The organism is Streptomyces sp. NPDC005423 (assembly GCF_040606415.1).
In the GTDB taxonomy this organism is placed as follows: Bacteria; Actinomycetota; Actinomycetes; order Streptomycetales; family Streptomycetaceae; genus Streptomyces.
Map to the genome: position 1 here is coordinate 102,987 of NZ_JBEXET010000011.1, position 25,159 is coordinate 128,145.

The window sequence follows — 25,159 nt, forward strand, 5'->3', positions numbered from 1 at the left end:
GAGCGGGGGCGTAACCGGGCGCTCCCCGGCGCGTTGTGCTCCGTGACGGCCGTGGCGGGGAAGACCCCCGAGCCCCCACCACGGCCGTGAAAACCTCCTCCGGGGCGCCCCCGGGTCACGCGAGTCCGGCGCGCTCCAGGGCCTCGGTGCCGGCGCGGAGCGCGGCGAGCCGCTCGTCGAGCGTGAAGCCCGCCGGGGCCAGGGTCAGGGTGGTGACCCCGGCAGCCGCGTAAGCCGTCATCCGCTCCGCGATCCGCTCCACGGAACCGAGCAGCGTGGTCTGGTCGATCAGCTGGTGCGGGATGGCGGCGGCGGCGCCCTCCTTGTCGCCGGACAGGTACTTGTCCTGGATCTCGGCGGCCTCCTTCTCGTACCCCATGCGCTGGGCGAGCTGGTTGTAGAAGTTCTGCTTGCGGCTGCCCATGCCGCCGACGTAGAGCGCGGTGTACGGGCGGAAGGTGTCGGCGAGCGCGGCCACGTCCTTGTCGGCGCCCAGGGCGAGCGGGAGCGTGGGGCAGACGTCGAATCCGTCGAGGGTCTTCCCGGCCTTCTCGCGGCCGGCCCGCAGGTACTGGAGCGCGGTGTCCTGGAGGTGGTCGGCGGAAGGGAAGATGAGCAGCGCGCCGTCGGCGATCTCGCCCGTCTGCTCCAGGTTCTTCGGGCCGATCGCCGCGATGTAGAGCGGGATGTGCTCGCGCTCCGGGTGCACGGTCAGCTTGAGGGGCTTGCCCGGGCCGCCGGGCAGCGGCAGCGTCCAGTGCGCGCCGTCGTACGACAGCCGCTCACGGGTCATCGCCTTGCGGACGATCTCCACGTACTCACGCGTGCGTGCCAGCGGCTTGTCGAACTTGACGCCGTACCAGCCCTCGGAGACCTGCGGGCCCGAGACGCCGAGGCCTAGGCGGAACCGGCCGCCGGAGAGCGAGTCGAGGGTGGCGGCGGTCATCGCGGTCATCGCGGGCTGCCGGGCCGGGATCTGGAAGATGGCCGAGCCGACGTCGATGCGCTCGGTCTGCGCGGCCACCCAGGAGAGGACGGTCGCCGCGTCGGAGCCGTAGGCCTCGGCGGCCCAGCACACGGCGTAGCCGAGCCGGTCGGCCTCCTTGGCCACGGCGAGATTGTCCGCGTCCATTCCGGCACCCCAGTAGCCGAGGTTGATCCCGAGCTGCATGGCAGACCCCTTACCCATCAGTAACGTCGCTGTCGTGCCGACCCTAGCGCGAGGCGCCCCCGGCGGACAGGACGGGTGCCGGTGAGCGGTGACGGAGCGTGCCGGGCGCACACACCCGGCTTCCTGCGGAAATACGTTATCCACAGGCCCCCACACCACAGGTTCAGGCCAGTAATCTCGGCGTTCATGGAGCAGAGGCATCTCGGCCGTACAGGCCTTCGTGTGTCCCGGATCGGGCTCGGCACCCTCACCTGGGGCCGGGACACCGACGAGCATGACGCCGCGGACCTGTTGAAGGCGTTCTGGGAGGCGGGCGGCACCCTCGTCGACACGGCCGACGTGTACGGCGACGGGCAGGCCGAGTATCTGCTGGGACAGCTCATGGAAGGGCTGGTCCCCCGCCGTGACCTGGTGATCTCGACCAAGGCGGGCAGCGTGCCCGACCCGGAGCGGCGCTTCGACGGCTCGCGCGGCCATCTCCTCTCCGCCCTGGACGCCTCACTGGCCCGGCTCGGCACCGAGTACGTCGACGTCTGGCACATCCACGCCTACGACCCCGGCACCCCGCTGGAGGAGACCCTCCAGGCCCTCGACCTGGCCGTCAGCAGCGGTCGGGCGCGCTATGCCGGGATCGCCAACTTCTGCGGCTGGCAGCTGGCCAAGGCGGCGACCTGGCAGCTGGCGGCGCCGGGCACCAGGACCCGGCTGGCCAGCACCCAGCTGGAGTACTCGCTGCTCCAGCGGGGCGTCGAGCGCGAGGTGCTGCCGGCCGCGCTCGACCTGGGCGTCGGACTGCTGCCCTCCTCACCGCTCGGCCGCGGTGTGCTGACGGGGAAGTACCGGCACTCCACACCCGCCGACTCCCGGGGGGCCTCGGAGCACATGGCGCCGTTCGTCGCGCCCTACCTCGACGACACCGCGACCCGCATCGTGGACGCGGTCACGACCGCGGCGGACGGGCTCGCGGTGACCCCGCTCCAGGTGGCCCTCGCCTGGGTCCGCGACCGGCCCGGGGTGACCGCGCCGATCGTCGGCGCGCGCAACGCGCAGCAGCTCAGGGCCGCGTTGTCAGTGGAGGCCCTTAGTCTTCCTGACGAGATCTGCCGGGCGCTCGACGATGTGTCGGCGCCCCTGCACCGCTATCCCGATCACGACTGGAGCACGCTGTGAGCACGGACCCGGAGACCACGGACCAGGCCGAGCCGGCCGTGCCGGAAACCCCGGCCGAGGACACGGGCACCGGCACGGAGACGGCCGGTGCCACCGAGCCCACGGAGGGCGCGGACGGCGCGGACAGCGCGGAGACGGAGGGTACGGCCGCCGAGGGCAAGGGTGACGGTGCGGCCGCCTCTCCCGAACTGTCCGCCGCCGAGGCCGAGTTGGCGGCGCAGCGGCTGGAGCGGGAGCGGATCGAGCGGCGGAAGGCGGAGAAGGCGGGACCCATCGCCGCCGGCACCAAGCTCAGCGGGACGGCCGCCGACCTGCTCGCCGCGGTCCGCGCGGTGGAGAGCGGGGAGAAGCCCGTGGCCACCGCGTTCACCGGGCCGGAGCCCGCCCCGCGCCGCGCCGCCGTCGCCGAACCGCCGCGCCGGCCACAGCCCGTGGCGCCGGAGCCCGGCGCCCCCGCCGCCGGGACCGTGGAGGCCGTACGGCGGGTGCTCGCCGACGGGGGTGCGCCCGATTCGCTCGCGGCCCAGGCCGCGGCGGTGCTCGGTGACGGGGCGGACGAGCAACTGCGCGCGGATCCTTGGCTGTTGCTGCGGGTCGCGGGGGTACGGCCCGAGCCGGCCGACGGGTTCGCGCGGGCGCTGCTCGGGCCGGAGTGCGCGCCGGACGACGAGCGGCGCGGCCGGGCGCTCACCGTCTGGCTGCTGGAGCAGGCGGCGCTGGCCGGGCACACGGCGCTGGAGGCACCCGCGCTCACCGAAGCGCTCGCCCAGCGGGGCGTGCCCGACCCGGACGCGGCGACCCAGTCCGCGATCGCGGAGGGCGAAGTGCTGGTGTTCCAGGACGCGTTGGACGAACCCGCGGTCGCGGTGCAGCGCGCCGACGACGAGGCCGAGGAGGAGCGCCCGGTCCGCGTCCTGATCGGTCTGGAGCGGTACGCGCTGGCCGAGGAGAGCCTCGCCGACGGACTGGCCCGGCTGATCAACTCGGTACCGAAGGAGGAGGACGGTCCGGCGCAGGGGTGGGAGCGGGCCGGCTCCGCCCCCGGGTCGGCCGGCGAGCTGATCCGCGCGGTCGCGGGCCACGGCCTGGTGCTCCACACCGGCGGTGAGGCGTCCCTGGAGGAGCCCGCCGCGCTGCTGCACGCGGCGGCCGGCCTCGGCCTGCGGGTCTGGGCCGCCGCGCACAGCCCGGTCGGCAGGGACCGGTTCGCCGCCCTGCTGACCCGGTCCGCGCCGCCCGACGGGGCCGGTCGGGCGCCCGGTGCCCCCACCGCCGTGACCGTGGCCGGGCTGCTGTCCCACGCCGAGGGCCCGGGGCGGGACGCGGACGGCGCCCTGGACCTGGACGTCCTCGTCGTGCTCGACGCGCCCCAACTGGACGTCGAGACGGCCGCCCTGGTCACCGAGTCGCTGCCGGACGGCGCCCGGCTGGTGCTGGCCGGTGACCCGGCGGTGCTCTGGTCCGCGGGCCCCGGGCGGGTCTTCGCCGACCTCCTCGCGGCCCGGGCCGGCCCGCAGGTCGCCTCACGGCGGCCGGACCCCGGTCCCGTGGGGGAGCTGGTCTCGGGCATCGGCATCGGTGAGCTGAACCAGGTGGAGGCGCCCGGCAAGGAGGTCGTGATCGTGCCGGTGCGGGACGCGGGCGAGGCCGTGCACCGGACCGTGCAGCTCGTCGCCGACTCGGTGCCCCGGGTGATCGGCGTCCCCGCCGAGCAGACCGTGGTGATCACCCCGGGCCACGGCGGCGCGGCCGGTACCCGGGTGCTCAACGCGGCGCTCAAGGAGCGGCTCAACCCCGGTCCCGGCCGCTTCGGCGGCTTCGACCCGGGCGACCGGATCGCGTACTCCCCCGCGCCGGGCCGTACGGTTCCCGGCCAGGTGGTGAAGGCGGACGCCGAGGGGCTGCACCTGTCGTGCTCCGGCGCCCCCGTCGTCGTACCCAAGGAGCGGGTGGAGCACTCCGTACGGCACGGGTGGGCGCTCACCGCGCATCAGGCGGTGGGGGCCCGGTGGCCGGCGGTGGTCGCCGTGCTGCCCGGGGACGCGGCGCAGGCACTCAGCCGGCCCTGGGTCTACACGGCGTTCGGCCGGGCCGACCGTCATCTGTCCGTGGTCCACGGCGTCGACCAGGCGCTGCCCCGGGCCGTCGCCGAGATCCCGGCCAAGCCGCGCACGACACGGTTGCCCGTCCTGCTGAGGCCCCAGGTCCCGGCCGCGGGCTGACCCGGTCGCGGGCCGGACGCGGGCGGACACGGCGGCGGCGGTCGCGGAGGACCATCCCTCCGCGGCCGCCGCCGTCGCCGTTCTCAGCGATCCGCGTCCAGCGGCTCCAGATCCTCGTCCTCGATCGCGTCCTCGATCTCGTCCTCGGTGTCATCCGGCTCGTCGTCGATGTCCTCGTCGATCTCGTCGTCGAAGACCGCGCTGACGTCGAACCGGCAGACGACCCGCTGCGGATCGACCTGGTCGAAGGGTGCCTCCAGCCACTCGCCGGGCTCGGGCGCCTCGTCCGAGGCGATCACCCACAGCGTGGAGTCGCCCTCCTCCAGGCCGAACTCCTTGTGCCGGGAGGCGATCTCGTCCGCCTCGAACTCCCCGAACAGAATGCCCAGCGCACCGTGGATCGTCCCGGAGGCCTCGGTACCCGTGCCCTCGTCCTCGGCGGCCTCGACCCGCTGCGCCTGCGCCAGCAGCCGCTGGGGCTCCGCCACGGCGTAGTCGCGGCGGATCAGCACGCTCAGCGCGTTCGGCTCCTCGGGGCCCGTGTAGGGCGGCAGGGAGTCGTCCGTACCGGGGATTTCGAAAGGGGTGACCTCGTCATAGCGGTCGTAGAGCAGCTCGTCGTAGACCTCGGCGGCCGCGGCGAGCTGGTTGAACGCCTCGTAGACGGCGGGGTCGTCCTCCCCGGACCGGCGTTCGACCGCGGCCAGGTGGCGGTCGAGCGCGGTCTTGACCGCCTCGGCGGCGGCGCGTACCTCGGCAGCGGTGGGCTGCGCAGCATCAGACATAGGGCAGACGCTATCCGTACCGGGCCGCTGCCCGCACAATAGATGCGATGCCGGAATACGAATTCGTCGACGTGTACGTGCCGCGCGGGGTCTCCCGCAAGGACGCCACACGCCTGCTGACAGACCACGCCGAGTACGGACACTGGGAGTTGGACCGACTGAGCCTGCTGCGCGACGGCAGTCGCCGGGTACGGCTGCGCCGGCGGATCATCCGCCAGGTACGGGCCACCTGGTGAGCTGAGAAGGGTGGAAACGGAAGGGGCCCCGCCGGTGCGGGGCCCCTTCCGTCGCGTGCCTCCCGCCCTACGCCGAGGCCCGCGCCCTGCGGTACAGCACGGTGCCGGCGAGCAGCGAACCGCCGCCCAGCGACAGCACGACTGCCATCGGCAGGTCGCTGCCGGTGTGCGCGAGCTGCGCGCCGTCCGCGGACGGCGCACCGGCCTGGCTCACCCGCGAGGACCCCGCCGGCGTCCGGCCGCCGGGGGCGTGCGGGGTGCCGGGGTGAGCGGGGGTGCCCGGGTGGTGCGGGGTGCCGGGGTGACCGGGCGTCCCGGGGTGACCCGGGGTGCCGGGCGTCCCCGGGTGCTGCCCGTGTCCACCGCCCGGATGCGTGCCGTGGTGACCGCCGCCGCCGTGCTGACCGCTCCCCGGGGGCGTCCCGTACCCCCCGCCGCCGTACCCGCCGCCGTGGGGGCCCTGGGCGTTGACGCAGTCGTTGCCGGTGGTGGAGTTGCCGATCCCGATCACGTCGGCGCTGTTGCCGCAGGCGTTCACCGGGACGTCCATCGGCACCTGCACGTGGTTGCCGGATCCGACGCCGGGCGAGCCACCGGCGTGACCGCCGGCGTGCGCGCCTCCCGAGCCCCCGTGTCCGCCCCGGCCGCCGGAGTCGCCGTACCCGCCGGAGTCGCCGTAGCCCCCGGAGTCGCCGTGCCGTCCGGTGGAGCCGTGGGCGCCGGTCGAGCCGCCCTGGTTCGCGCACGCGTTGCCCACCGCCGGATTGAGGATCCCGACGACGTTGACGGTGTTGCCGCAGAGATTGACCGGGATGTGCACCGGTGCCTGCACGGTGTTGCCGGACAGCGCGCCGGGCGAGTCCGAGGTGAATCCGCTCGCGCCGGAGTCGGCGTGGGCGTAGCCGCCCGCCGCGGCGAGCACTCCGGTCGCCGCCGCCACGGTCATCAAGCCCTTGCGTGTGGCCTGTCGCATGGTTCTGTTCCCCCTGCCTTCACTACCTGATTCGGATTCCCCGTGCTGGGCGGCGGTGAGCCGCCGCGCGTGCAGCGCGGAAAGAACCGTCGGCCCCGGAGCGCGTGGCGCGCGTTCCGGGGCCGACGGCGTCAATGGTGTCGACACCCCTCAGAAGGAGTGCGTCACCTGTTGACGCAGGTGTTGCCGAAGGCGGGGTTCAGCAGGCCGATCACCGAGATCGTGTTGCCGCACACGTTCACCGGGACGTGCACGGGAACCTGGACGACGTTGCCGGAAGCGACACCCGGGGAGTGCACCGCGGCACCCTGGGCACCGGCGTCGGCGACGGCCAGACCCGCACCCGCGAGAACCAGACCACCGGTGGCAGCCGCAGCGGCGACGATCTTCTTGATCATTATTTCCTCCTAGTTGGCAAACGCGATCGCGTGTTGCCGATCGCATACCTGTAACGAGGAGGGAGTAATGGAGCTACGAGCTTATGAGCACATTCACCCTTCTCAGTCGCCCCCGTACGCGCGGTCGAATGCGCCCGACACGTCGCGTCACTCCCCGCCGACGCGGGTGTCAGGACGCGTCGATGAAACGGTCGAGCACCCGCACGCCGAACTTCAGCCCCTCCACCGGGACCCGCTCGTCGACGCCGTGGAACATGCCCGCGAAGTCCAGCTCCGGCGGCAGCTTCAGCGGCGCGAAACCGAAGCCCCGGATGCCCAGGTCGTCGAAGGACTTGGCGTCCGTGCCGCCGGAGAGCATGTACGGGATCGCCTTCGCGGTCGGGTCCTCGGCGAGCAGCGACGACTGCATGGCCTCCACCAGCGCCCCGTCGAAGGAGGTCTCCAGGGCCTTGTCGGAGTGCACGTCCTCGCGCCTCACCTTGGGGCCGAGGATGCGGTCGAGGTCGGCGAGGAACTCCTCCTCGTGCCCGGGCAGGAACCGCCCGTCGATGTTGGCGGTGGCCTCGCCCGGGATGACGTTGACCTTGTATCCGGCGTTCAGCTGCGTGGGGTTGGCGGTGTTGCTCAGGGTCGCGCCGATGAGCTTGGCGATCCCGCCGAGCCGGGCCAGGGTCGCCTCCATGTCCTCGGGGTCGAGCGGCGTGCCGAGCGCGTCGCCGAGTTCGTCGAGGAAGGCCCGGGTCGTCTTGGTGACGCGCACCGGGAACCTGTGCCGGCCCACCCGCGCGACGGCCTCGGACAGCTCGGTGATCGCGTTGTCGCGGTGGATCATCGATCCGTGCCCGGCGGTGCCGGCCACCGTGAGCTTCATCCAGTGCATGCCCTTCTCGGCCGTCTGGATCAGATAGAGCCGGCGCTGCTCGCTCACCGTGAACGAGAAGCCGCCGACCTCGCTGATCGCCTCGGTGACGCCCTCGAAGAGGTCCGGGTGGTTGTCGACGAGGTGCCGCGCCCCGTACGTGCCGCCCGCCTCCTCGTCCGCGAGGAAGGCGACCACGATGTCGCGCGGGGGCCTGCGTCCGCTGCGCAGCCGGTCGCGGACGACCGCGAGGGTCATCGCGTCCATGTCCTTCATGTCGACGGCGCCCCGCCCCCACACACACCCGTCGGCGACCTCGCCGGAGAAGGGGTGGTGGGTCCAGTCCGCCGCGTTCGCCGGTACGACGTCGAGGTGGCCGTGGATGAGGAGCGCGGGCCTGGACGGGTCCGCGCCCTCGATCCGGGCGACCGTGGAGGCGCGTCCGGGGTGCGACTCGAAGATCCGCGGTTCGAGGCCCACCTCGGCGAGCTGTCCGGCGACGTACTCGGCCGCCTCGCGCTCGCCGGGGCCCGAGTGGTCGCCGTAGTTGCTGGTGTCGATCCGGATCAGCTCGCGGCAGAGGTCCACGACCTCGTCCTCGCCGGTGACGCCCTTGGCCGTGTCCGTGTCGCTCACGCTGATTCCTCCCGCTGTCCCTGCTGGTGGTCCACCTTCATCCTCTCTCTCCGGCCGCTCGCGCCCAAGGCCGGTCCCGGCCCGTCACGCGCCGTTCACGCGGGATGGCGGCGGGAGGCCGTCCGGACCGAAGCGGCTGGGCGGCGGAAGACCGACGGGAGGACGGCCGGAGGGGAGCGGGAGGTGTGGGAACCGGGGTGATCGGCCACCCCTGGAAGCCTGGTAATGTTTCCTTCGTCGCCGCGGGGGAAACCACGCGCGACAGACACCTTGTCCGGGTGGCGGAATGGCAGACGCGCTAGCTTGAGGTGCTAGTGCCCTTTATCGGGCGTGGGGGTTCAAGTCCCCCCTCGGACACATCGGACGGCGAGGGCCGCGACCAGCACTGGTCGCGGCCCTCGCCGGTTCTGTGGGGGATGTCTCGTCGGGTTCGAAGATCACCAGGTCAGAGCGGTGCAGGGTGGTCACTGAGCGCCCTCGACCGGCTGCCAGGAGTGGCCGCCGGCAGGGGCGCGGCCTAGCGTCGTACTAAAATTTCCGGCTTGTTACGGAACGGAGCTGGAGCCGGACAACCCCAGGCAGACCTGCGGGCCCGCCAGCACCCCGGAGGCTTCCGGGTTCACCACGCGAGGACCGGATGGCAGCCATACACGAGAGCAGCGCTCTCGGTCTGCTCGACGAAGAGATCCGCACCCAGTTCGGCGACACCGCTCGTTTCTCCGCGGGACCCGCCGCCTCTCCCCGCACGCTCGTCGACATCTTCGACGCCTCCGTGCGGTCCTGGCCCGACGAACTCGCCCTGGACGACGGCACCGCGCGGCTGACCTACCGGGCGTTGGCCGCCGAGGTCGAGGGGCTGCGCCGGCGGCTCGGCGAGGCGGGGGTCGGCCTGGGCGACCGGGTCGGCGTGCGCGTGCCGTCGGGCACCAACGACCTCTATGTCGCGATCCTCGCCGTGCTGGCCGCCGGCGCCGCCTACGTGCCGGTGGACGCCGAGGACCCGGACGAGCGGGCCGAGCTGGTCTTCGGGGAGGCGGGGGTGCGGGCCGTCGTGGGCGCCGGGCACGAGCTGACCGTGCACGGGCGGGCCGAGGTGCCGGCGGCGCGGCCCGGGGCCGGGCACGACGCGTGGATCATCTTCACCTCCGGTTCGACGGGCAGGCCGAAGGGTGTCGCCGTCAGCCACCGCAGCGCGGCGGCCTTCGTGGACGCGGAGGCGGCGCTGTTCCTCGCCGAGGATCCCGTCGGTCCGGGTGACAGGGTCATGGCGGGGCTGTCGGTCGCGTTCGACGCCTCCTGCGAGGAGATGTGGCTGGCCTGGCGCTACGGCGCCTGCCTGGTGCCGGTGCCGCGCTCGCAGGTGCGCAGCGGTGCCGACCTCGGCCCCTGGCTCGTCGACCAGGAGATCAGCGTCGTGTCGACCGTGCCGACGCTGGCCGCGCTGTGGGAGCCCGAGGCGCTCACCGACGTACGGCTGCTGATCTTCGGCGGGGAGGCCTGCCCGCCCGAGCTGGTGCAGCGGCTGGTCACCGAGGGGCGCGAGGTCTGGAACACGTACGGGCCGACCGAGGCGACCGTCGTGGCCTGTGCGTCGCTGATGACCGGTGCCGAGCCGATCCGCATCGGGCTGCCGCTGAACGGCTGGGAGCTGGCCGTCGTCGACGAGGCCGGGATGCCGGTGCCGATGGGCGGCAGTGGGCAGCTGGTGATCGGCGGGGTCGGGCTCGCCCGGTATCTCGACGCCGAGAAGGACGCGGAGAAGTACGCGCCGCTGGAGTCGCTGGGCTGGGAGCGCGCGTACCGCAGTGGTGACCTGGTCAGGGCGGAGCCCGAGGGGCTGGTCTTCCTCGGGCGGGCCGACGAGCAGATCAAGCTCGGCGGGCGCCGGATCGAGCTGGGCGAGGTCGACGCGGCCCTCCAGGCGCTGCCCGGTGTGGCCGGCGCCGCCGCCGCCGTACGGACCGCGCGCAGCGGCAACCAGTTGCTCGTCGGCTATGTCGTCACCCAGGAGGGCTGGGACCAGGCCGCCGCCGTCGAGCGGCTGCGCGCCGAACTGCCCGCCGCCCTCGTGCCGTTGATCGCGCCGGTGGCGGAGCTGCCGACCCGTACCTCCGGCAAGGTCGACCGCGCCGCACTGCCCTGGCCGCTGGAGAACCTGGAGACCGGCGGTGCCAGGGAACAGCTCTACGGCACCGAGGCGTGGCTGGCGGAGCAGTGGGCCGAGGTGCTCGGCATCCCCGTGAGCGGGGCGTCCGACGACTTCTTCGCGATCGGCGGCGGCAGTCTGGCCGCCGCACAGCTCACCTCGCGGCTGCGCACCCGCTACCCGAGCGCCGCCGTCCTCGACATCTACCAGCGGCCGACCCTGCGCAAGCTGGCCCGCCATCTGGAGGCTTCGGCGCAGGACGACGGCACGGCCCGGCTGGTCGCGCCGGTGCCGACGCGCGCCAAGGTGATCCAACTCCTCGCGCTGGTACCGCTGTTCACGCTGCTCGGGCTGCGCTGGACGGTGGCGCTGACCGCGCTCGGGAACGTGCTGTCCGGCTGCTCCTGGCTGCCCACCGCCTCCTGGTGGCTGGTCGGCGCGGGCGCGCTGCTGCTGTTCAGCCCCCCGGGACGGCTCGCGATCGCGGCGGGCGGGGCGCGGCTGCTGCTGCGCGGGGTGAAGCCGGGACGGTACGCACGCGGCGGCGGGGTCCATCTGCGGCTGTGGGCGGCCGAGCGGCTGGCCGAGGTCAGCGGGGCGACCTCGCTGACCGGGTCCTGGCTGGAGCGGTACGCGCGGGCGCTCGGCGCCAGGATCGGTCCTGACGTCGATCTGCACTCGCTGCCGCCGGTGACCGGCATGCTCAGGCTGGGCCGGGGTGCCGCCGTCGAGTCCGAGGTGGACCTGTCGGGGTACTGGCTGGACGGCGACCGGCTGGAGATCGGGCCGGTCCGGGTCGGCGCGCACGCCGTGGTCGGCACCCGCAGCATGCTCTTCCCCGGCGCCCGGGTGGGCAAGCGGGCGGAGGTGGCGCCCGGTTCGGCGGTCACCGGCACGGTGCCGACCGGGCAGCGCTGGGCGGGCGCGCCCGCGGTCAAGCTCGGCAAGGCCAAGCGCAACTGGCCCGAGCAGCGCCCGCGGCGGGGCACGTACTGGCGGGTGGTGTACGGCCTGACGGGTTTCGCGCTGACCCTGCTGCCGGTGGTCGCCGGGGCGATCGCGCTGCTGGTCACCGGCGCGTTCGTGGCGCCCGGTGACGGACTGGGCGAGGCCCTGGGCGGTGCCCTGGCCGCGCTGGTCCCGGCGACGCTCGCCTTCGGGCTGGTGTACGCGCTGCTGATCCTGGCCGGTGTGCGGCTGCTGAGTCTGGGGCTGCGGGAGGGGACGCACCCCACGCACAGCCGGATCGGCTGGCAGGCGTGGACCGTGACCCAGCTGATGGACCGCTCGCGGGAGACGCTGTTCCCGCTCTACGCCGGGCTGGTGACGCCGGTGTGGCTGCGGCTGCTCGGGATGCGGATCGGGCGCGGGGCCGAGGTGTCCACCGTGCTGGCGCTGCCGAGTCTGACGACGGTCGGCGAGGGCGCGTTCCTGGCCGACGACACGTTGACCGCGCCGTACGAGCTGGGTGGCGGCTGGATGCGGATCGGGCGGGCCGAGATCGGGCGGCGGGCGTTCCTCGGGAACTCGGGGATGACCGCGCCGGGACGGAGCGTGCCGGACGGCGGCCTGGTCGGGGTGCTGTCCGCGACGCCGAAGAAGGCGAAGAAGGGCACGTCGTATCTGGGGCTGCCGCCGGTGAAGCTGCCGCGCAGCACGAGCGGCGGGGACCAGAGCCGGACGTACGACCCGCCGGCCCGGCTGCTGTGGGCGCGCGGGCTGGTGGAGCTGTGCCGGATCGTGCCGGTGTTCTGCTCGGCGGCGCTGGCCGTGCTGACGGTGGCGGCGCTCTGCGCGGTGGGGGTCTGGGCTCCGCTGCTGTCCGGGCTGGTGCTGCTGGCGGCCGGCGCGGCGGCCGGGCTGGTGTCGATCACGGCGAAGTGGCTGCTCGTGGGGCGGCACCGGGCCGGTGAGCATCCGCTGTGGAGCGGCTTCGTGTGGCGCAACGAGCTGGCGGACACCTTCGTCGAGGTGGTGGCGGTGCCGTGGCTGGCCGGTTCGGTGCCGGGTACGCCGGTGCTGACGGCGTGGCTGCGCGGGCTCGGCGCCCGGATCGGCAAGGGCGTCTGGGTGGAGAGCTACTGGCTGCCGGAGACGGACCTGGTGACGCTGGCCGACGGGGCCACCGTGAACCGGGGCTCCGTGCTCCAGACACACCTCTTCCACGACCGGATCCTGCGGACGGATACTGTGGTCCTCCGTGAGGGCGCGACGCTGGGCCCTGGCGGAATCGTCCTGCCCGGCAGCGTGATCGGGGCCCGCACCACGCTGGGTCCCGCGTCGCTCGTCATGGCGGGGGAGTCCGTCCCCGACGACACCCGCTGGCTGGGCAATCCCATCGAGGCATGGCGGTCCTGACAGCGGGCACCCGCGTCGCGGGGCGGTGCACCGGCACGTGGTACGACCAGCACAGCGTACGAGCACAGCGCAGGGAGCAGACGCACCAGTGACCGTTCAGCAGACGGCGGGTCCGGACCCGTACTTCCCGGCCAACGGCGACGCCCGTTACCGGGTGCACCGCTACGAGCTCGCGCTGGACTACCGCCCGGGGCCCAACCGTCTCTCCGGAACGGCACGCATCAACGCCATAGCGGGGCGCGCCCCGCTCGCCGAATTCCAGCTGAACCTGGCCGACTTCAAGATCGGCCGGGTGCGGGTGGACGGCCGGCAGCCGCAGTACACGCACCGCGGCGGCCGGCTGCGGCTCCGTCCGGCCAAGCCGTTGCGGGCCGGGACCGCGTTCACCGTGGAGGTGCACTGGTCGGGCAATCCCAGCCCGGTGCCGAGCCCCTGGGGCGGGATCGGCTGGGAGGAACTGACGGACGGGGCGCTGGTGGCGAGCCAGCCGGTCGGGGCGCCGTCCTGGTACCCGTGCAACGACCGGCCCGCCGACAAGGCCTCGTACCACCTCTCGGTCACCACGCCGTCGTCGTACGCGGTGGTGGCGGGCGGCCGGCTGCTCACCCGTACCACCAGGGCGTCGACGACGACATGGGTGTACGAGCAGGCCGCGCCGACGTCGAGTTATCTGGTGGGGCTGTCGATCGGCAAGTACGAGACGGTGCTGCTGGGCGACCCCGGCCTCGGCGGAGTGCCGCAGCACGGGCACATCCCGGCGCAGCTGCTCCCGGAGTTCTCCCGGGACTTCGCCCGGCAGCCCGCGATGATGGAGCTGTTCCAGGAGCTGTTCGGGCCCTACCCGTTCGACGAGTACGCGGTGGTGGTGACCGAGGAGGACCTCGATGTGCCGGTCGAGGCACAGGGGTTGTCGCTGTTCGGCGCCAACCACGTGGACGGGGCGCGGAGTTCGGAGCGGCTGGTCGCGCACGAGCTGGCGCACCAGTGGTTCGGCAACAGCGTGTCGATCGCGGACTGGCGGCACATCTGGCTGAACGAGGGCTTCGCCAAGTACGCGGAGTGGCTGTGGTCGGAGCGCTCGGGCGGCCGGACGGCTCATCAACTCGCCGCCGCCGCCCACCGGTTCCTCTCCTCGCTGCCGCAGGATCTGCGGCTCGCCGACCCGGGGCGCAAGTCGATGTTCGACGATCGTCTCTACGAGCGCGGCGGTCTCACCGTGCACGCGGTGCGCTGCGCGCTCGGTGACATCGCGTTCTTCCGGATGCTGCGGGCCTGGGCGGGGCTGAACCGCAACGGGTCGGTGACCACCACGACGTTCACCGCCCACGCGGCCCGGTTCACGACCGAGCCGCTGGACGACCTGTTCGACGCCTGGGTGCACGGCGCCGCGCTGCCGCCGATGCCGTCGGCGGAGAGCGGCACAGCGGTCTGAGCGGCCGGCCGCGGCGGGCACAATGGCGCTCATGAGCACGCGTTCCTGCCCCTGCGGTCTCGCCGGGCCCTACGAGAAGTGCTGCGGCCGGTACCACTCCGGCGCCGCCGCGCCCACCGCCGAGGCGCTGATGCGGTCGCGCTACGCCGCCTTCGTGCGGGGGGACGAGGGGTATCTGCTGCGGACCTGGCATCCGCGGACGCGGCCCGCACGGCTCGGTCTCGACCCGGGGACGCGGTGGACCGGCCTGGAGATCCTCGGTACGGCCGACGGGTCCGCGTTCCACACCACGGGGACCGTGACCTTCCGGGCGTCCTACCGGGGCGGCTCGCTGCACGAGCGGAGCCGGTTCGAGCGGGTCGGCGGGGCGTGGGTGTACGTGGACGGGGAGTTCCTCGACGACTGAGGCGGCCGGGCGCTACGGCGCCAGGATGTCCAGTTCGTGCAGGGCGCCCACGGTGATCTCCCGGGTCAGTTCCTCGGCGCGCGGTCCGTCGCCGGCGCGGACCGCCTCGGCGACCTGGACGTGCAGGGTGACGGCGGCCGGGTCGGGGTCGTCGAACATGACCTCGTGATGGGTGCGGCCGGCCAGCACCTCGGCGACGACATCGCCGATGCGGGCGAACATCTCGTTGCCGGAGGCGTTGAGGATCACCCGGTGGAAGGCGACGTCGTGGACGAGGTACGCCTCCAGCCGGTGCCCGCGCGAGTTGGCCACCATGCCCAGCGCGCACTCGGTCAGCTCGGCGCACTGCTCCGCCGTGGCGTACTTCGCGGCCAGGCCGGCCGCGACCGGTTCGATCGCCGAGCGCAGCACGGTCAGTGAGCGGAGCTGGTGCGGGCGGTCGGCGCCGGCCAGCCGCCAGCGGATGACCTGGGGGTCGTAGACGTTCCACTCGGCCTTGGGGCGGACCGTGACGCCCACCCGGCGGCGGGACTCGACGAGGTGCATGGACTCCAGCACCCGGACCGCCTCGCGCATCACCGAGCGCGAGACCGCGAAGTCCTGGGCCAGTTCGTCGGTGCGCAGGACGCTGCCCGGCGGGTGGTCGCCCGCCGTGATCGCGGGTCCGAGGGCGTCGAGTACGCGGCCGTGCAGCCCGCGGCCCGGTGTGGTCATGCACTCAGAGTACGGGGCGGGTCACAGGCATAAAAGTCAGACTTATTCATCACAGACTCTTGAATTCGTCGTACCTAATGGGTTTCAGTGTCGTCTACATCAGGTGTCGCCGAAGACAGTGAGGAACCGTGGAGACCACCCCCCATGTCGTCGTGGTCATGGGCGTCGCGGGCACCGGGAAGACCACCATCGGTCCCCTGCTCGCCGCCCGGCTCGGCGTTCCCTACGCCGAGGGCGACGACTTCCACCCGCAGCCCAACATCGCCAAGATGTCGGCGGGCGTCCCGCTCACCGACGACGACCGGTGGCCCTGGCTGGACGCCATCGGCTCCTGGGCGCACGCGCGGGCCGGGCTCGGCGGAGTGGTCAGCTGCTCGGCGCTGAAGCGGTCCTACCGCGACCGGCTGCGGGCCGCGGCCCCCGGGGTCGTCTTCGTCCATCTGACCGGTGACCGCGCGCTCATCGAGGGCCGGATGGCGCACCGGCGGGGGCACTTCATGCCGACCGCGCTGCTCGACTCCCAGTTCGCCACGCTCCAGCCACTGGCCGTGGACGAGGCGGGGGTCGCGGTGGACGTCACCGGCGGCCCCGAGGAGATCACCGCCCGCGCCACGGCGGCGCTCGCGCGCCTCCCCGAGCCCACCGGCTGACCTCCGCGTCACCCCTCCCCCATCCCCACCCCCGTACCTGCAAGGGAACTTCCGTGACCAGACTCAGTGTCGAGACGCTGGCGGCGGACACGGTCGCGCCGATCACCTCGGCCGGCCACGCCCAGCTGGGCATCGCCGTACTGGCGGGCATCGCCGTCATCGTGCTGCTCATCACCCGGTTCAAGCTGCACGCCTTCCTGGCACTGACCATCGGGTCGCTGGCGCTCGGCGCGTTCGCCGGGGCGCCGCTGGACAAGGTGATCACCAGCTTCTCCGCCGGACTCGGCTCCACCGTGGCCGGTGTCGGCGTGCTGATCGCGCTCGGCGCGATCCTCGGCAAGCTGCTCGCCGACTCGGGCGGCGCCGACCAGATCGTCGACACCATCCTCGCCAAGGCGGGTCCCCGGTCGATGCCGTGGGCGATGGTGCTGATCGCCTCCGTGATCGGGCTGCCGCTCTTCTTCGAGGTCGGCATCGTGCTGCTCATCCCGGTGGTCCTGATGGTCGCCAGGCGCGGCAACTACTCACTGATGCGCATCGGCATCCCGGCGCTCGCGGGCCTGTCCGTGATGCACGGCCTGATCCCGCCGCACCCCGGCCCGCTGGTCGCCGTGGACGCGGTCAAGGCCAACCTCGGGGTGACGCTGGCGCTCGGTGTCCTCGTCGCCGTGCCGACGGTGATCATCGCCGGGCCGCTGTTCTCCCGGGTCGCGGCCCGCTGGGTGGACGTGCCGGCCCCCGAACGGATGCTTCCGGACCGCGCCTCCGAGGAACTGGAGCACCGCCCCGGCTTCGGCGCCACCCTCACCACCATCCTGCTGCCGGTCGTACTGATGCTCTCCAAGGCGCTGGTGGACATCGTCGTGGACGACCCCGCCAACACCGCGCAGCGCGTCTTCGACGTGATCGGCTCGCCGCTCATCGCGCTGCTGGTCGCGGTCCTCGTCGGCATCTTCACGCTGGGCCGGCCGGCCGGGTTCACCAAGGAGCGGATCTCGCGGACCGTCGAGAAGGGCCTGATGCCGATCGCGGGCATCATGCTGATCGTCGGCGCGGGCGGCGGCTTCAAGCAGACCCTGATCGACTGCGGAGTCGGCCAGATGATCCTGGACATCTCCAAGGACTGGTCGATACCGGCGCTGCTGCTGGCCTGGCTGATCGCGGTGGCGATCCGGCTGGCGACCGGGTCGGCGACGGTCGCCACCATCTCGGCGGCCGGTCTCGTCGCCCCGCTGGCGGCCGACATGTCGACGGCCCACACCGCCCTGCTGGTGCTGGCGATCGGCGCCGGCTCGGTCTTCTTCAGCCATGTCAACGACGCCGGGTTCTGGCTGGTGAAGGAGTACTTCGGCCTGAGCGTCGGCCAGACCGTCAGGACCTGGTCCCTGATGGAGACGATCATCTCCGTCGTCGCGGGCGGCCTGATCCTCCTCCTGTCACTGGTGATCTAGGGCGGCCGGGGGCGGGCGACCGTACCGCCCCCGGCCCTACGGCTTCCACAGCCGGTGCTCGCGCTCGGCCCACTCCCGGCTGACCGACCCCGTGCGCAGCCCCTTCCGAGCCTCGGGGTCGCCGAGCGCCATGCCGATGTGGCCGGCGAGGACGATACCGACGGTGAGGGCGAGCCAGTCGTGGACGAAGGTCGCGCTGGTGCGCCACATGAGCGGGGTGAGGTGGGTGAACCACATGATCAGCCCCGTGCCGAGCATGACGAGCGCGGCACCGGCGATCCAGGCCGCGTAGATCTTCTGCCCGGCGTTGAACTTGGCCGCCGGCCGGACCGAGCGGCGCTTGTCGCGGCGCAGGGCCGCGCGCAGCCAGACCCGGTCGTGCGGGCCGAAGCGGTTGAGGTGGCCGAGGGTGGCTCGGAAGCCGCGGGAGGCCAGCCCGGCCAGGACGGGCACCGGCAGGGCGAGGCCGGCCAGTTCGTGGACACGGACGACGAGGGCGCGGCGGCCGACGAGTTCGGCGAACTGCGGGATGTAGAGGAAGGCGGCCGTGACGACGCAGACGCCCATCAGCGCGGCCGTGGTGCGGTGCACCCAGCGGTCCGTGGAGCCGAAGCGGCGGACGCGGGCCTCGGCGGGGGCGGGGGTGTCAGTTCGTAGGGGCATCGCCGCGTCCGTTCGACTTGCCGACCCAGGCGTCGACGTCGTAGCCGCGGTCCTCCCAGTAGCCGGGGCGCACGTCCTCGGTGACGGTGATGCCGGAGAGCCACTTGGCGGACTTGTAGAAGTACATGGGGGCCACGTAGAGGCGGACCGGGCCGCCGTGGTCGTAGGTGAGGTCCTTGTCCTGCATGCGCAGGGCGACCAGGATGTCGGAGCGGCGCGCCTGGTCGAGGGTGAGGCTCTCCGTGTAGGCGCCGTCGAAGCAGGTGAAGCGGACCGCCCCGGCCTTGGCGCGCACTCCCGCGGCGTCCAGCAGCCGGGACAGCCGCACCCCTTCGAAGGGGGTTTTCGGGACCCGCCAGCCGGTGACGCACTGGACGTCCTTGACCAGCCGGGTCTGCGGCAGGGCGCGCAGGTCGGCGAGGGTGTAGGAGGACGGGCGGTCGACCAGACCGCCGATGGTCAGCCGGTAGTTCTCGGCGTTCTTGTGCGGCACGGAGGAGGTGACCGAGTAGTAGCGGAAGCCGCCGCCGTTGGGGAGCAGTCCGGTCAGTCCGGTGGGGTCCTTGCCGGACACGGCGCCGAGGAAGCCCTCCATGCCGCGTTGCAGGGCGGGCGCGGCGACCACGCCGAGGGCGCCCAGGCCCAGGGTTCCGAGGAGGACGCGGCGGCCGATCGGCCGTCCCTCCGCCTCAGCTGGTTCAGGGTTCACCCATCCATTCGAACACCTTCGGCCCCCGCGCGGCCAGCGATCCCGGGAGCCGTCAGAATTCCGTAACCAGTTCTTACGTGCGTCCGCCGAGCGCCCTCTCGCGGGCCGCGCGGAAGGCGGTGAGCGGTTCGCGGTCGGGGTAGCACCAGGGAGCCGGGGTCGGATGGTCACCGATGCGGTGGAAGAGGGCGGCGGCCTCGGCGCCCCGGCCCTCGCAGAACGTCGCGTGGGCAAGGAAGTTGAGGTCGACCAGACGCCGCGGATGCCCCTCGTGCTCCCACTCCAGCCACCAGTCGAACGCGGCCTTCATGACCTGCCGGGCCCGGCGGCCGACCCAGTGGCCGGAGCCGTGCGGGTCGGGGGGCTCCTGCCCGGCGGCGGCCAGGACGCGGTAGCGCTCGGTGTGCGCGACGACGGGGAGGATGGCGAGCGGGGAGTCGGCGGGGGCCTGTTCAGCGGCCCAGTGGGCGAAGTCGTACACCTCGTGGAGCGGGTCGAGCCCGGCGGTGGCGCGGCGCTCGGCGAGCCGGGCGACCATCAGGTGGTGGGCGTGGTGGTGGTCGGCGTGGCGGTGGCGGACCTCGTCGAAGAGTCGGACGACCTCCTCCTCGGGGCCGAGGGTCCGCTCCAGTAAGAGCAGTGCGAGCCACGGGGTGGGGTCGGCGGGGGCGAGGGCCGCCGCCGTGCGGCAGGCCTCGCGGGCGCGGGCCGGTTTCTCCTTCCCCCGCAGCGCGCGCTGCACCAGGGCGGCGGCGAGCAGCACGGAGCCGTTCGCGGAGCCGGGTTCGGCGAGCAGCCAGTCGCGGGCCCAGGCGACGGTGTAGGGCTCCTGGGCGAGGACGGTGACCCGGTGGGCGCGGGCGTCCCAGTCGTCGCCGGTGTGGGCGAGCAGTCCGCGCACCGCCTGCCACCGCCCCTGTGCCAACGCGGCCCGGGCGGCGACGAGTTCGACGTCGTCGAGGGCGGCGTCGAAGGCGCCGGCGGGACGGCCTGGACGTCTGCGGCCACGGCCTGGGTGGAGCGGGGGTGGAGACACCGCGGAAGTTCCTCACGATACGCACGCGACGCGGTTCGGTCATCGGCACGCCATCGGCCGATCACTCACAGCAAACCCTCAGTCAATACTTCACGTCAAGTAGCGCACAGCTGTTACACGCGTCAACTACCTTTACAAGAGAGGGACTTGAGTCACACTGACCCCTCCGTCGAGGTGCCCGGACGCCGGGTCGCGGGGTTCGGGTGTGGCGTACGCCATGGCGCCCGACCGGGCGGGCACGCACGATGGGGTCACGGTTCCGCCGCCGCCACCGTTCGCGTCGCGGCCTTGTTCCGGCCGCGTTCCGGCCGTCGGGCGTCGGGGCCGCGTCCACTGCCCGGTTCCGGGTACTCCCAGGGGCACGCCGGGTCCTGGGACGCTACAGTCGGCCCAACGCATCCGTGTCCCGGCCCCACGATCGAGGTACACAGCGTGTCGGTACTGGTTCTGATTCTCGCCGTGAGTGCGGCCTGCTGCCTCGGCTTCGGGTTCGTGCTCCAGCAGAACGTGGCCCAGCGGGCACCCCTGAGCGACTTCCTCTCCCCCCGGCTGCTGCTCGACCTCATGCGGGTGCCGCGCTGGCTGGGCGGGATCGGGCTGATGGTCGCCGGCATGGTGCTCGGCGCGGTCGCGCTGGGCCGCGGCGAGGTCTCCCTGGTGGAACCCCTGCTGGCGACCAACCTGCTCTTCGCCCTGGCGCTCTCCCGCAAGCAGACCAGACAACCGCTGGGCCGCCAGGGCTGGGCGGGTCTCGCGCTCCTCGCGGGCGGGGTGACCACCTTCATCGTCGCGGGCGAGCCGCGCGGCGGGACGGCGGTGACCGACCCGTTCCGGCACTGGCTGATCATCGGCGTGATGGTGGGCCTGGCGCTGCTGCTCACGACGTACGCCAAGCGCTCCCGGCTCAGCTCGGCACCCGTACTGCTCTCCCTGGCGGCCGGTCTGCTCTACGGCGTGCAGGACGCGCTGACCCGGATCAGCGGCACCCGCTTCTCCGCGGGCGGCCTCGGCGAAGTGATCACCGGCTGGCAGCCCTACGGCGTGCTGGCGCTCGGCGTGACCGGCCTGATCCTGGTGCAGAGCGCCTTCGAGACCGCCCCGCTGCGCATGTCCCTCCCCGCCCTGACCGCCGCCCAGCCGCTGGCCGGCATCATCTGCGGCGTCGGTTTCCTCGGCGACCGGCTGCGCACCGACACGGGCGCGCTGGCCTGGGAGTCGACCGGCCTGGCGGCGATCGTCGCGGGCATCGTGCTGCTCGGGCTGCACCCCGCGATGCCCCGCGGCACCGCGCACCGCGAACCGGCCCGGGACCTCCAGCCCCGCTGACCGCCCAGGTCCCTGCTTGGATGGGGTCATGAGCGCTGCTGACGAGATCCTCGACGTCGTCGACGAGCGGGACCGGGTCACCGGCCAGGCTCCCCGCGGCCAGGTCTACGCCCAGGGACTGCGCCACCGCGCCGTCTTCGTCCAGGCCCGCGACGGCGCGGGCCGCGTCTTCGTCCACCGCCGCACCCCGACGAAGCTGGTCTTCCCCTCCCTCTACGACATGTTCGTCGGCGGAGTCGTCGGCACGGGCGAGTCCTACGACGACGCGGCCCTGCGGGAGGCGCGGGAGGAACTCGGCGTCCCGGGCCTCCCCCGCCCCGCCTTCCTCTTCAAGTTCCTCTACGACGACGGGGCCGGCCGCACCTGGTGGTCGGCGGTGTACGAGGTCCACTGCGAGCTCCCGGTCGACCCCCAGACGGAGGAGGTCGACTGGCACGACTTCCTGTCCGAGGCGGAGATCGAGCGGCGGCTCACGGAGTGGGAGTGGGTGCCGGACGGTCTAACGGCGTACCGGCGGCTGCGGGGGCTGCGGGGCTGACCGGGCGTACGCCCCGGTGGGAAGCGGCCGGATACAGTCACCGAGTGATCGAATTCGTGCGGAACGTCCGGCTGTGGTTCGCGCCCCGGGAGATCCGCGAAGAGGGCGGCACCCCGGACTACCGGTTCTCGCTGGCGAACGAGCGCACCTTCCTGGCCTGGCTGCGCACCGCCCTGGCGCTGATCGGCGGCGGCTTCGCGGTCGACCAGTTCCTGCCGGACCTGCGCTGGGCCTGGCGGGTCGGTATGGCCCTCGCCCTGCTCGCGGCGGGCGTGCTGTGCTCCCTGCGCGCGGTCAACCACTGGGTGCGCTGCGAGCGGGCGATGCGGCGGGGCGAGGACCTGCCGGTGTCCCGCTTCCCGGCGCTGCTGGGCATCGCCGTGGCGGTCGTGGCGGTGGCGATGGTGGTCGTCGTACTCGCCGGGTGGGCGGGGTGACCACGCACCGGGCGCAGGACGGTGACAACGGCGCGAACGGCGACCGTGATCCCGGCCTCCAGCCCGAGCGGACCCGGCTCGCCTGGCGGCGCACGACGCTGTCGAGCACGGTGGCCGCCGTACTCGCCGTCAAGACCGCCCTGCACGGGGGCCCCGAGCCCGGGGGGCTGGCCGTCTGCGCCCTGTGCTGCGCGCTCTGGCTGGCGTTCCTGGCCCTCGCCCACCACCGGATCCGCGCCCTCGCCGGCGCCGGCCGGCCCCCCGCGCTCGCGCCCCGGCAGGCCACGGCCGCGGTGCTCTGCACGGTGGCGGTCGCGGTCTGCGCGGCGGCGCTGGTGTTCTGACCGGCGCGGGCGGGGCGGTCGGCCGGGGTGGCGCCGGTCACGCGGCGGTTCTCCCACTGGACGGGCATACCGACTGGTCGGCATGATGAGGGGCGTCCTGTCCGCCCCTTCGTAGGAGCGCCGTATGAGCCCCGACCATCCGCCCGGACTCGATCTCGACCGGCTGCGCGGCCTGCTCGACCGCGAGCACCCCGGCCTGGTGACCGGTGCCCTGTCCGGCCGGCTGATCGAGGGCGGACGGTCGAACCTCACCTACGCGGTGACGGACGGTACCGCGAAATGGGTGGTACGGCGGCCCCCGCTCGGCCATGTGCTGGCCACCGCGCACGACATGAGGCGCGAACACCGGGTGATCAGCGCCCTGCATCCGACGCAGGTGCCGGTGCCGCGCCCGGTGCTGCTCTGCGCGGACGAGGAGGTGCTCGGAGCGCCGTTCTACGTCATGGAGTTCGTGCCGGGCACGCCGTACCGCACCGCCGGCCAGCTCGCCCCGCTCGGCCCGGAGCGGATCCGCGACGCGGTGCTCTCCCTCGTCGACACGCTCGTCGAACTGCACGCGGTGGACCCGGCCGAGGTGGGGCTCGCCGACTTCGGCCGGCCCGAGGGCTTCCTCGACCGTCAACTGCGGCGCTGGGGCAAGCAGTTGGACGCCTCCCGCAACCGCGAGCTGGCCGGGGTGGACGAGCTGCACGCGGCGCTCGGCCGGGCGCTGCCGCGGTCGCCCGCGCCGGCGGTCGTGCACGGCGACTACCGGCTCGACAACGTGCTGATCGGTGACGACGACCGGATCAACGCCATCCTCGACTGGGAAATGTCGACGCTCGGCGATCCGCTGACCGACCTGGGCCTGCTGGTGATGTACAGCATTCCCTTGGTGCTGCCCAACTCCCCTATTTCCACGACCGCTTCGGCCGCCGGGCACCCCACGCCCGGCGAGCTGGTCGAGCGGTACGCCGAGCGTTCCGGGCGGGACGTGTCGGCGGTCTCCTGGTACACGGCGTTCGCCTGGTTCAAGCTCGCCGTGATCCTGGAGGGCATCCACTACCGCTACACGCTGGGCCAGACCGTCGGACCCGGCTTCGACCGCATCGGCGAACTCGTCCCCGTCTTCATCGAGCACGGCCTGACCACCCTTCAGGAAGGCTGACCCGTCATGGACTTCGCATACGACGCCCGCACCGAGGAACTGCGCGCCCGGCTCCTGGCCTTCATGGACGAGTACGTGTATCCGGCCGAGCCGGTCGCCGAGGAGCAGCGCGCCCGGCTCGCCTCGCCGTGGGACACCCCGGCCGTGGTCGGGGAGTTGAAGGCCGAGGCTCGTCGGCAGGGCCTGTGGAACCTCTTCCTGCCGGACGCCGAGCACGGCGCCGGGCTGACCAACCTCCAGTACGCGCCGCTCGCCGAAATCACCGGCCGCTCACCGCACTTGGCGCCCACCGCGCTCAACTGCGCGGCGCCGGACACCGGCAACATGGAGGTGCTGGCCCAGTTCGGCGACGAGCGGCAGAAGAAGCAGTGGCTGGAGCCGCTGCTGGCCGGAGAGATCCGCTCGGCGTTCGCGATGACCGAGCCGGAGGTGGCCTCCTCGGACGCCACCAACATCACCACGCGCATCGAGCGGGCCGCCGAGGGCGCCGACGAGTACGTCGTCACCGGACGCAAGTGGTACATCTCCGGCGCGATGAACCCGGACTGCAAGATCTTCATCGTGATGGGCAAGACCGACCCGGACGGCGCCGACCTCCGCCGCCAGCAGTCCATGGTCCTCGTCCCGCGCGACACCCCGGGTGTCAGGGTCGAGCGCGCCATGCGGGTCTTCGGCTACGAGGACCACTCGCACGGCGGCCACGCGGAGGTCGTCTTCGACCACGCGCGCGTGCCGGTCACCAATCTGGTCGGCGAGGAGGGCGGCGGCTTCGCCATCGCGCAGGCGCGGCTCGGTCCGGGCCGTATCCACCACTGCATGCGGCTGATCGGCATGGCCGAGCGGGCGATCGAGCTGATGTGCCGCCGGGCCGTCGCCCGGACGGCCTTCGGCAAGGCACTGGCCCAGCAGGGCGTCGTCCACAACTGGATCGCGGACGCCCGGGTCGCCGTGGAGCAGCTGCGGCTCCTCGTCCTGAAGACGGCCTGGATGATGGACACCGTCGGCAACCGGGGTGCCCACACCGAGATCCAGGCCATCAAGATCGCCACGCCCCGCACGGTCGTCGGCATCCTCGACCGGGCGATCCAGCTGCACGGCGCGGGCGGGGTGAGCCAGGACTTCCCGCTGGCCGAGCTCTACGCGAGCGCCCGCACCCTGATGCTCGCCGACGGCCCGGACGAGGTGCACCAACGCTCCCTGGCGCGCCGGGAGTTGAAGCAGTACCTGTAGCACGTACGGGACCGGGTGCGGGCGTCGGGCCGCCCGCACCCGGTCCCGCCTCGCGCGTCGCTCCGGCCGCCGGCCCGGCCGCGCCGGCCACAACTACGGCCACAACTACGGCTACGGCTACG

23 protein-coding genes and 1 tRNA gene are annotated in these 25,159 nt (G+C 73.1%); 15 read left to right on the forward strand and 9 right to left on the reverse strand.

The features are described 5' to 3' along the window. Positions 1-115: 115 nt before the first annotated feature. Positions 116-1,171 (reverse strand): LLM class F420-dependent oxidoreductase, encoded by a 1,056-nt coding sequence (locus tag ABZT12_RS15090; protein ID WP_356383081.1) that lies wholly within the window; start codon positions 1,169-1,171, stop codon positions 116-118. A gap of 186 nt (positions 1,172-1,357) precedes the next feature. On the opposite strand from ABZT12_RS15090, the gene ABZT12_RS15095 reads away from it, so the two are divergent. Together ABZT12_RS15095 and ABZT12_RS15100 are read left to right on the forward strand one after the other, a co-directional pair. Then, positions 1,358-2,341 carry an aldo/keto reductase gene (locus ABZT12_RS15095; RefSeq protein ID WP_356383084.1) on the forward strand — a complete coding sequence of 328 codons (984 nt, stop codon included), beginning with the start codon at positions 1,358-1,360 and terminating at the stop codon, positions 2,339-2,341. Further along, entirely contained in the window at positions 2,338-4,563 is a 2,226-nt protein-coding gene (locus tag ABZT12_RS15100; RefSeq protein WP_356383087.1) for a helix-hairpin-helix domain-containing protein, read from the forward strand. The genes ABZT12_RS15095 and ABZT12_RS15100 overlap by 4 nt, the downstream gene beginning before the upstream one ends. Positions 4,564-4,646: 83 nt before the next feature. Here the strand turns inward: ABZT12_RS15100 and ABZT12_RS15105 are convergent, their stop codons facing one another. Next, entirely contained in the window at positions 4,647-5,348 is a 702-nt protein-coding gene (locus ABZT12_RS15105) for a hypothetical protein (RefSeq protein WP_356383090.1), read from the reverse strand. Between the two features lie 47 nt (positions 5,349-5,395). Between ABZT12_RS15105 and ABZT12_RS15110 the strand changes: the two genes are divergently transcribed. Beyond that, positions 5,396-5,584 carry a DUF5703 family protein gene (locus tag ABZT12_RS15110; protein WP_005485166.1) on the forward strand — a complete coding sequence of 63 codons (189 nt, stop codon included), beginning with the start codon at positions 5,396-5,398 and terminating at the stop codon, positions 5,582-5,584. A gap of 67 nt (positions 5,585-5,651) precedes the next feature. Here ABZT12_RS15110 and ABZT12_RS15115 read toward each other — a convergent pair whose 3' ends face one another. The 3 genes from ABZT12_RS15115 to ABZT12_RS15125 all read right to left on the reverse strand — a co-directional run bounded on the left by ABZT12_RS15115 (position 5,652) and on the right by ABZT12_RS15125 (position 8,450). After that, positions 5,652-6,557 (reverse strand): chaplin, encoded by a 906-nt coding sequence (locus ABZT12_RS15115; RefSeq protein WP_356383093.1) that lies wholly within the window; start codon positions 6,555-6,557, stop codon positions 5,652-5,654. A 164-nt stretch (positions 6,558-6,721) separates the two neighbouring features. Next, positions 6,722-6,955, reverse strand: coding sequence for a chaplin ChpH (gene chpH, locus ABZT12_RS15120; protein WP_356383096.1), 234 nt, complete (start codon positions 6,953-6,955; stop codon positions 6,722-6,724). A gap of 169 nt (positions 6,956-7,124) precedes the next feature. Next, on the reverse strand, positions 7,125-8,450 hold the full coding sequence (locus ABZT12_RS15125) for a M20/M25/M40 family metallo-hydrolase (RefSeq protein WP_356383098.1): 1,326 nt from the start codon (positions 8,448-8,450) through the stop codon (positions 7,125-7,127). A gap of 272 nt (positions 8,451-8,722) precedes the next feature. Here ABZT12_RS15125 and ABZT12_RS15130 point away from each other — a divergent pair. From ABZT12_RS15130 to ABZT12_RS15145, 4 genes are all read left to right on the forward strand, one after another. Then, positions 8,723-8,807 (forward strand) — tRNA-Leu (locus ABZT12_RS15130). A gap of 280 nt (positions 8,808-9,087) precedes the next feature. Next, positions 9,088-12,954: a Pls/PosA family non-ribosomal peptide synthetase gene (locus ABZT12_RS15135; protein ID WP_356383101.1), complete on the forward strand. Its 3,867-nt coding sequence runs from the start codon at positions 9,088-9,090 to the stop codon at positions 12,952-12,954. Between the two features lie 88 nt (positions 12,955-13,042). Further along, positions 13,043-14,386, forward strand: a complete 1,344-nt coding sequence (locus ABZT12_RS15140; RefSeq protein ID WP_356383104.1) for a M1 family metallopeptidase — start codon at positions 13,043-13,045, stop codon at positions 14,384-14,386. A gap of 31 nt (positions 14,387-14,417) precedes the next feature. Continuing rightward, complete coding sequence (locus ABZT12_RS15145) at positions 14,418-14,792, forward strand: YchJ family metal-binding protein (protein WP_356383107.1); 375 nt, start codon at positions 14,418-14,420, stop codon at positions 14,790-14,792. Positions 14,793-14,804: 12 nt separating this feature from the next. On the opposite strand, the gene ABZT12_RS15150 is transcribed toward ABZT12_RS15145, so the two are convergent. After that, a complete protein-coding gene (locus ABZT12_RS15150; protein WP_356383110.1) occupies positions 14,805-15,506 on the reverse strand; it encodes a FadR/GntR family transcriptional regulator in 702 nt (233 codons plus the stop codon). A gap of 158 nt (positions 15,507-15,664) precedes the next feature. Here ABZT12_RS15150 and ABZT12_RS15155 point away from each other — a divergent pair, with 158 nt between their 5' ends. Together ABZT12_RS15155 and ABZT12_RS15160 are read left to right on the forward strand one after the other, a co-directional pair. Continuing rightward, complete coding sequence (locus ABZT12_RS15155) at positions 15,665-16,156, forward strand: gluconokinase (RefSeq protein ID WP_356383280.1); 492 nt, start codon at positions 15,665-15,667, stop codon at positions 16,154-16,156. Positions 16,157-16,209: 53 nt separating this feature from the next. After that, the gene (locus ABZT12_RS15160; protein ID WP_356383112.1) at positions 16,210-17,607 is read left to right on the forward strand and encodes a gluconate:H+ symporter; all 1,398 of its coding nucleotides are present in this window, start codon (positions 16,210-16,212) and stop codon (positions 17,605-17,607) included. 36 nt (positions 17,608-17,643) lie between these two features. On the opposite strand, the gene ABZT12_RS15165 is transcribed toward ABZT12_RS15160, so the two are convergent. From ABZT12_RS15165 to ABZT12_RS15175, 3 genes are all read right to left on the reverse strand, one after another. After that, positions 17,644-18,270, reverse strand: coding sequence for a cytochrome b/b6 domain-containing protein (locus ABZT12_RS15165; RefSeq protein WP_356383115.1), 627 nt, complete (start codon positions 18,268-18,270; stop codon positions 17,644-17,646). After that, positions 18,254-18,979, reverse strand: coding sequence for a molybdopterin-dependent oxidoreductase (locus tag ABZT12_RS15170; protein ID WP_356383118.1), 726 nt, complete (start codon positions 18,977-18,979; stop codon positions 18,254-18,256). Before ABZT12_RS15170 ends, ABZT12_RS15165 begins: the two co-directional genes overlap by 17 nt. Positions 18,980-19,052: 73 nt before the next feature. Next, positions 19,053-20,015: a hypothetical protein gene (locus ABZT12_RS15175; RefSeq protein WP_356383120.1), complete on the reverse strand. Its 963-nt coding sequence runs from the start codon at positions 20,013-20,015 to the stop codon at positions 19,053-19,055. Between the two features lie 432 nt (positions 20,016-20,447). Between ABZT12_RS15175 and ABZT12_RS15180 the strand changes: the two genes are divergently transcribed. The 6 genes from ABZT12_RS15180 to ABZT12_RS15205 all read left to right on the forward strand — a co-directional run bounded on the left by ABZT12_RS15180 (position 20,448) and on the right by ABZT12_RS15205 (position 25,037). After that, positions 20,448-21,341 carry a DMT family transporter gene (locus ABZT12_RS15180; protein ID WP_356383123.1) on the forward strand — a complete coding sequence of 298 codons (894 nt, stop codon included), beginning with the start codon at positions 20,448-20,450 and terminating at the stop codon, positions 21,339-21,341. Between the two features lie 28 nt (positions 21,342-21,369). Next, complete coding sequence (locus tag ABZT12_RS15185) at positions 21,370-21,879, forward strand: NUDIX domain-containing protein (RefSeq protein WP_356383126.1); 510 nt, start codon at positions 21,370-21,372, stop codon at positions 21,877-21,879. Positions 21,880-21,923: 44 nt separating this feature from the next. Further along, positions 21,924-22,316, forward strand: a complete 393-nt coding sequence (locus tag ABZT12_RS15190) for a DUF202 domain-containing protein (RefSeq protein ID WP_356383128.1) — start codon at positions 21,924-21,926, stop codon at positions 22,314-22,316. Further along, complete coding sequence (locus tag ABZT12_RS15195) at positions 22,313-22,660, forward strand: DUF202 domain-containing protein (protein WP_356383131.1); 348 nt, start codon at positions 22,313-22,315, stop codon at positions 22,658-22,660. Before ABZT12_RS15190 ends, ABZT12_RS15195 begins: the two co-directional genes overlap by 4 nt. Positions 22,661-22,784: 124 nt before the next feature. Next, positions 22,785-23,807 (forward strand): phosphotransferase family protein, encoded by a 1,023-nt coding sequence (locus ABZT12_RS15200; protein WP_356383134.1) that lies wholly within the window; start codon positions 22,785-22,787, stop codon positions 23,805-23,807. Between the two features lie 6 nt (positions 23,808-23,813). Next, complete coding sequence (locus ABZT12_RS15205) at positions 23,814-25,037, forward strand: acyl-CoA dehydrogenase family protein (protein WP_356383137.1); 1,224 nt, start codon at positions 23,814-23,816, stop codon at positions 25,035-25,037. Positions 25,038-25,159 lie beyond the last annotated feature (122 nt).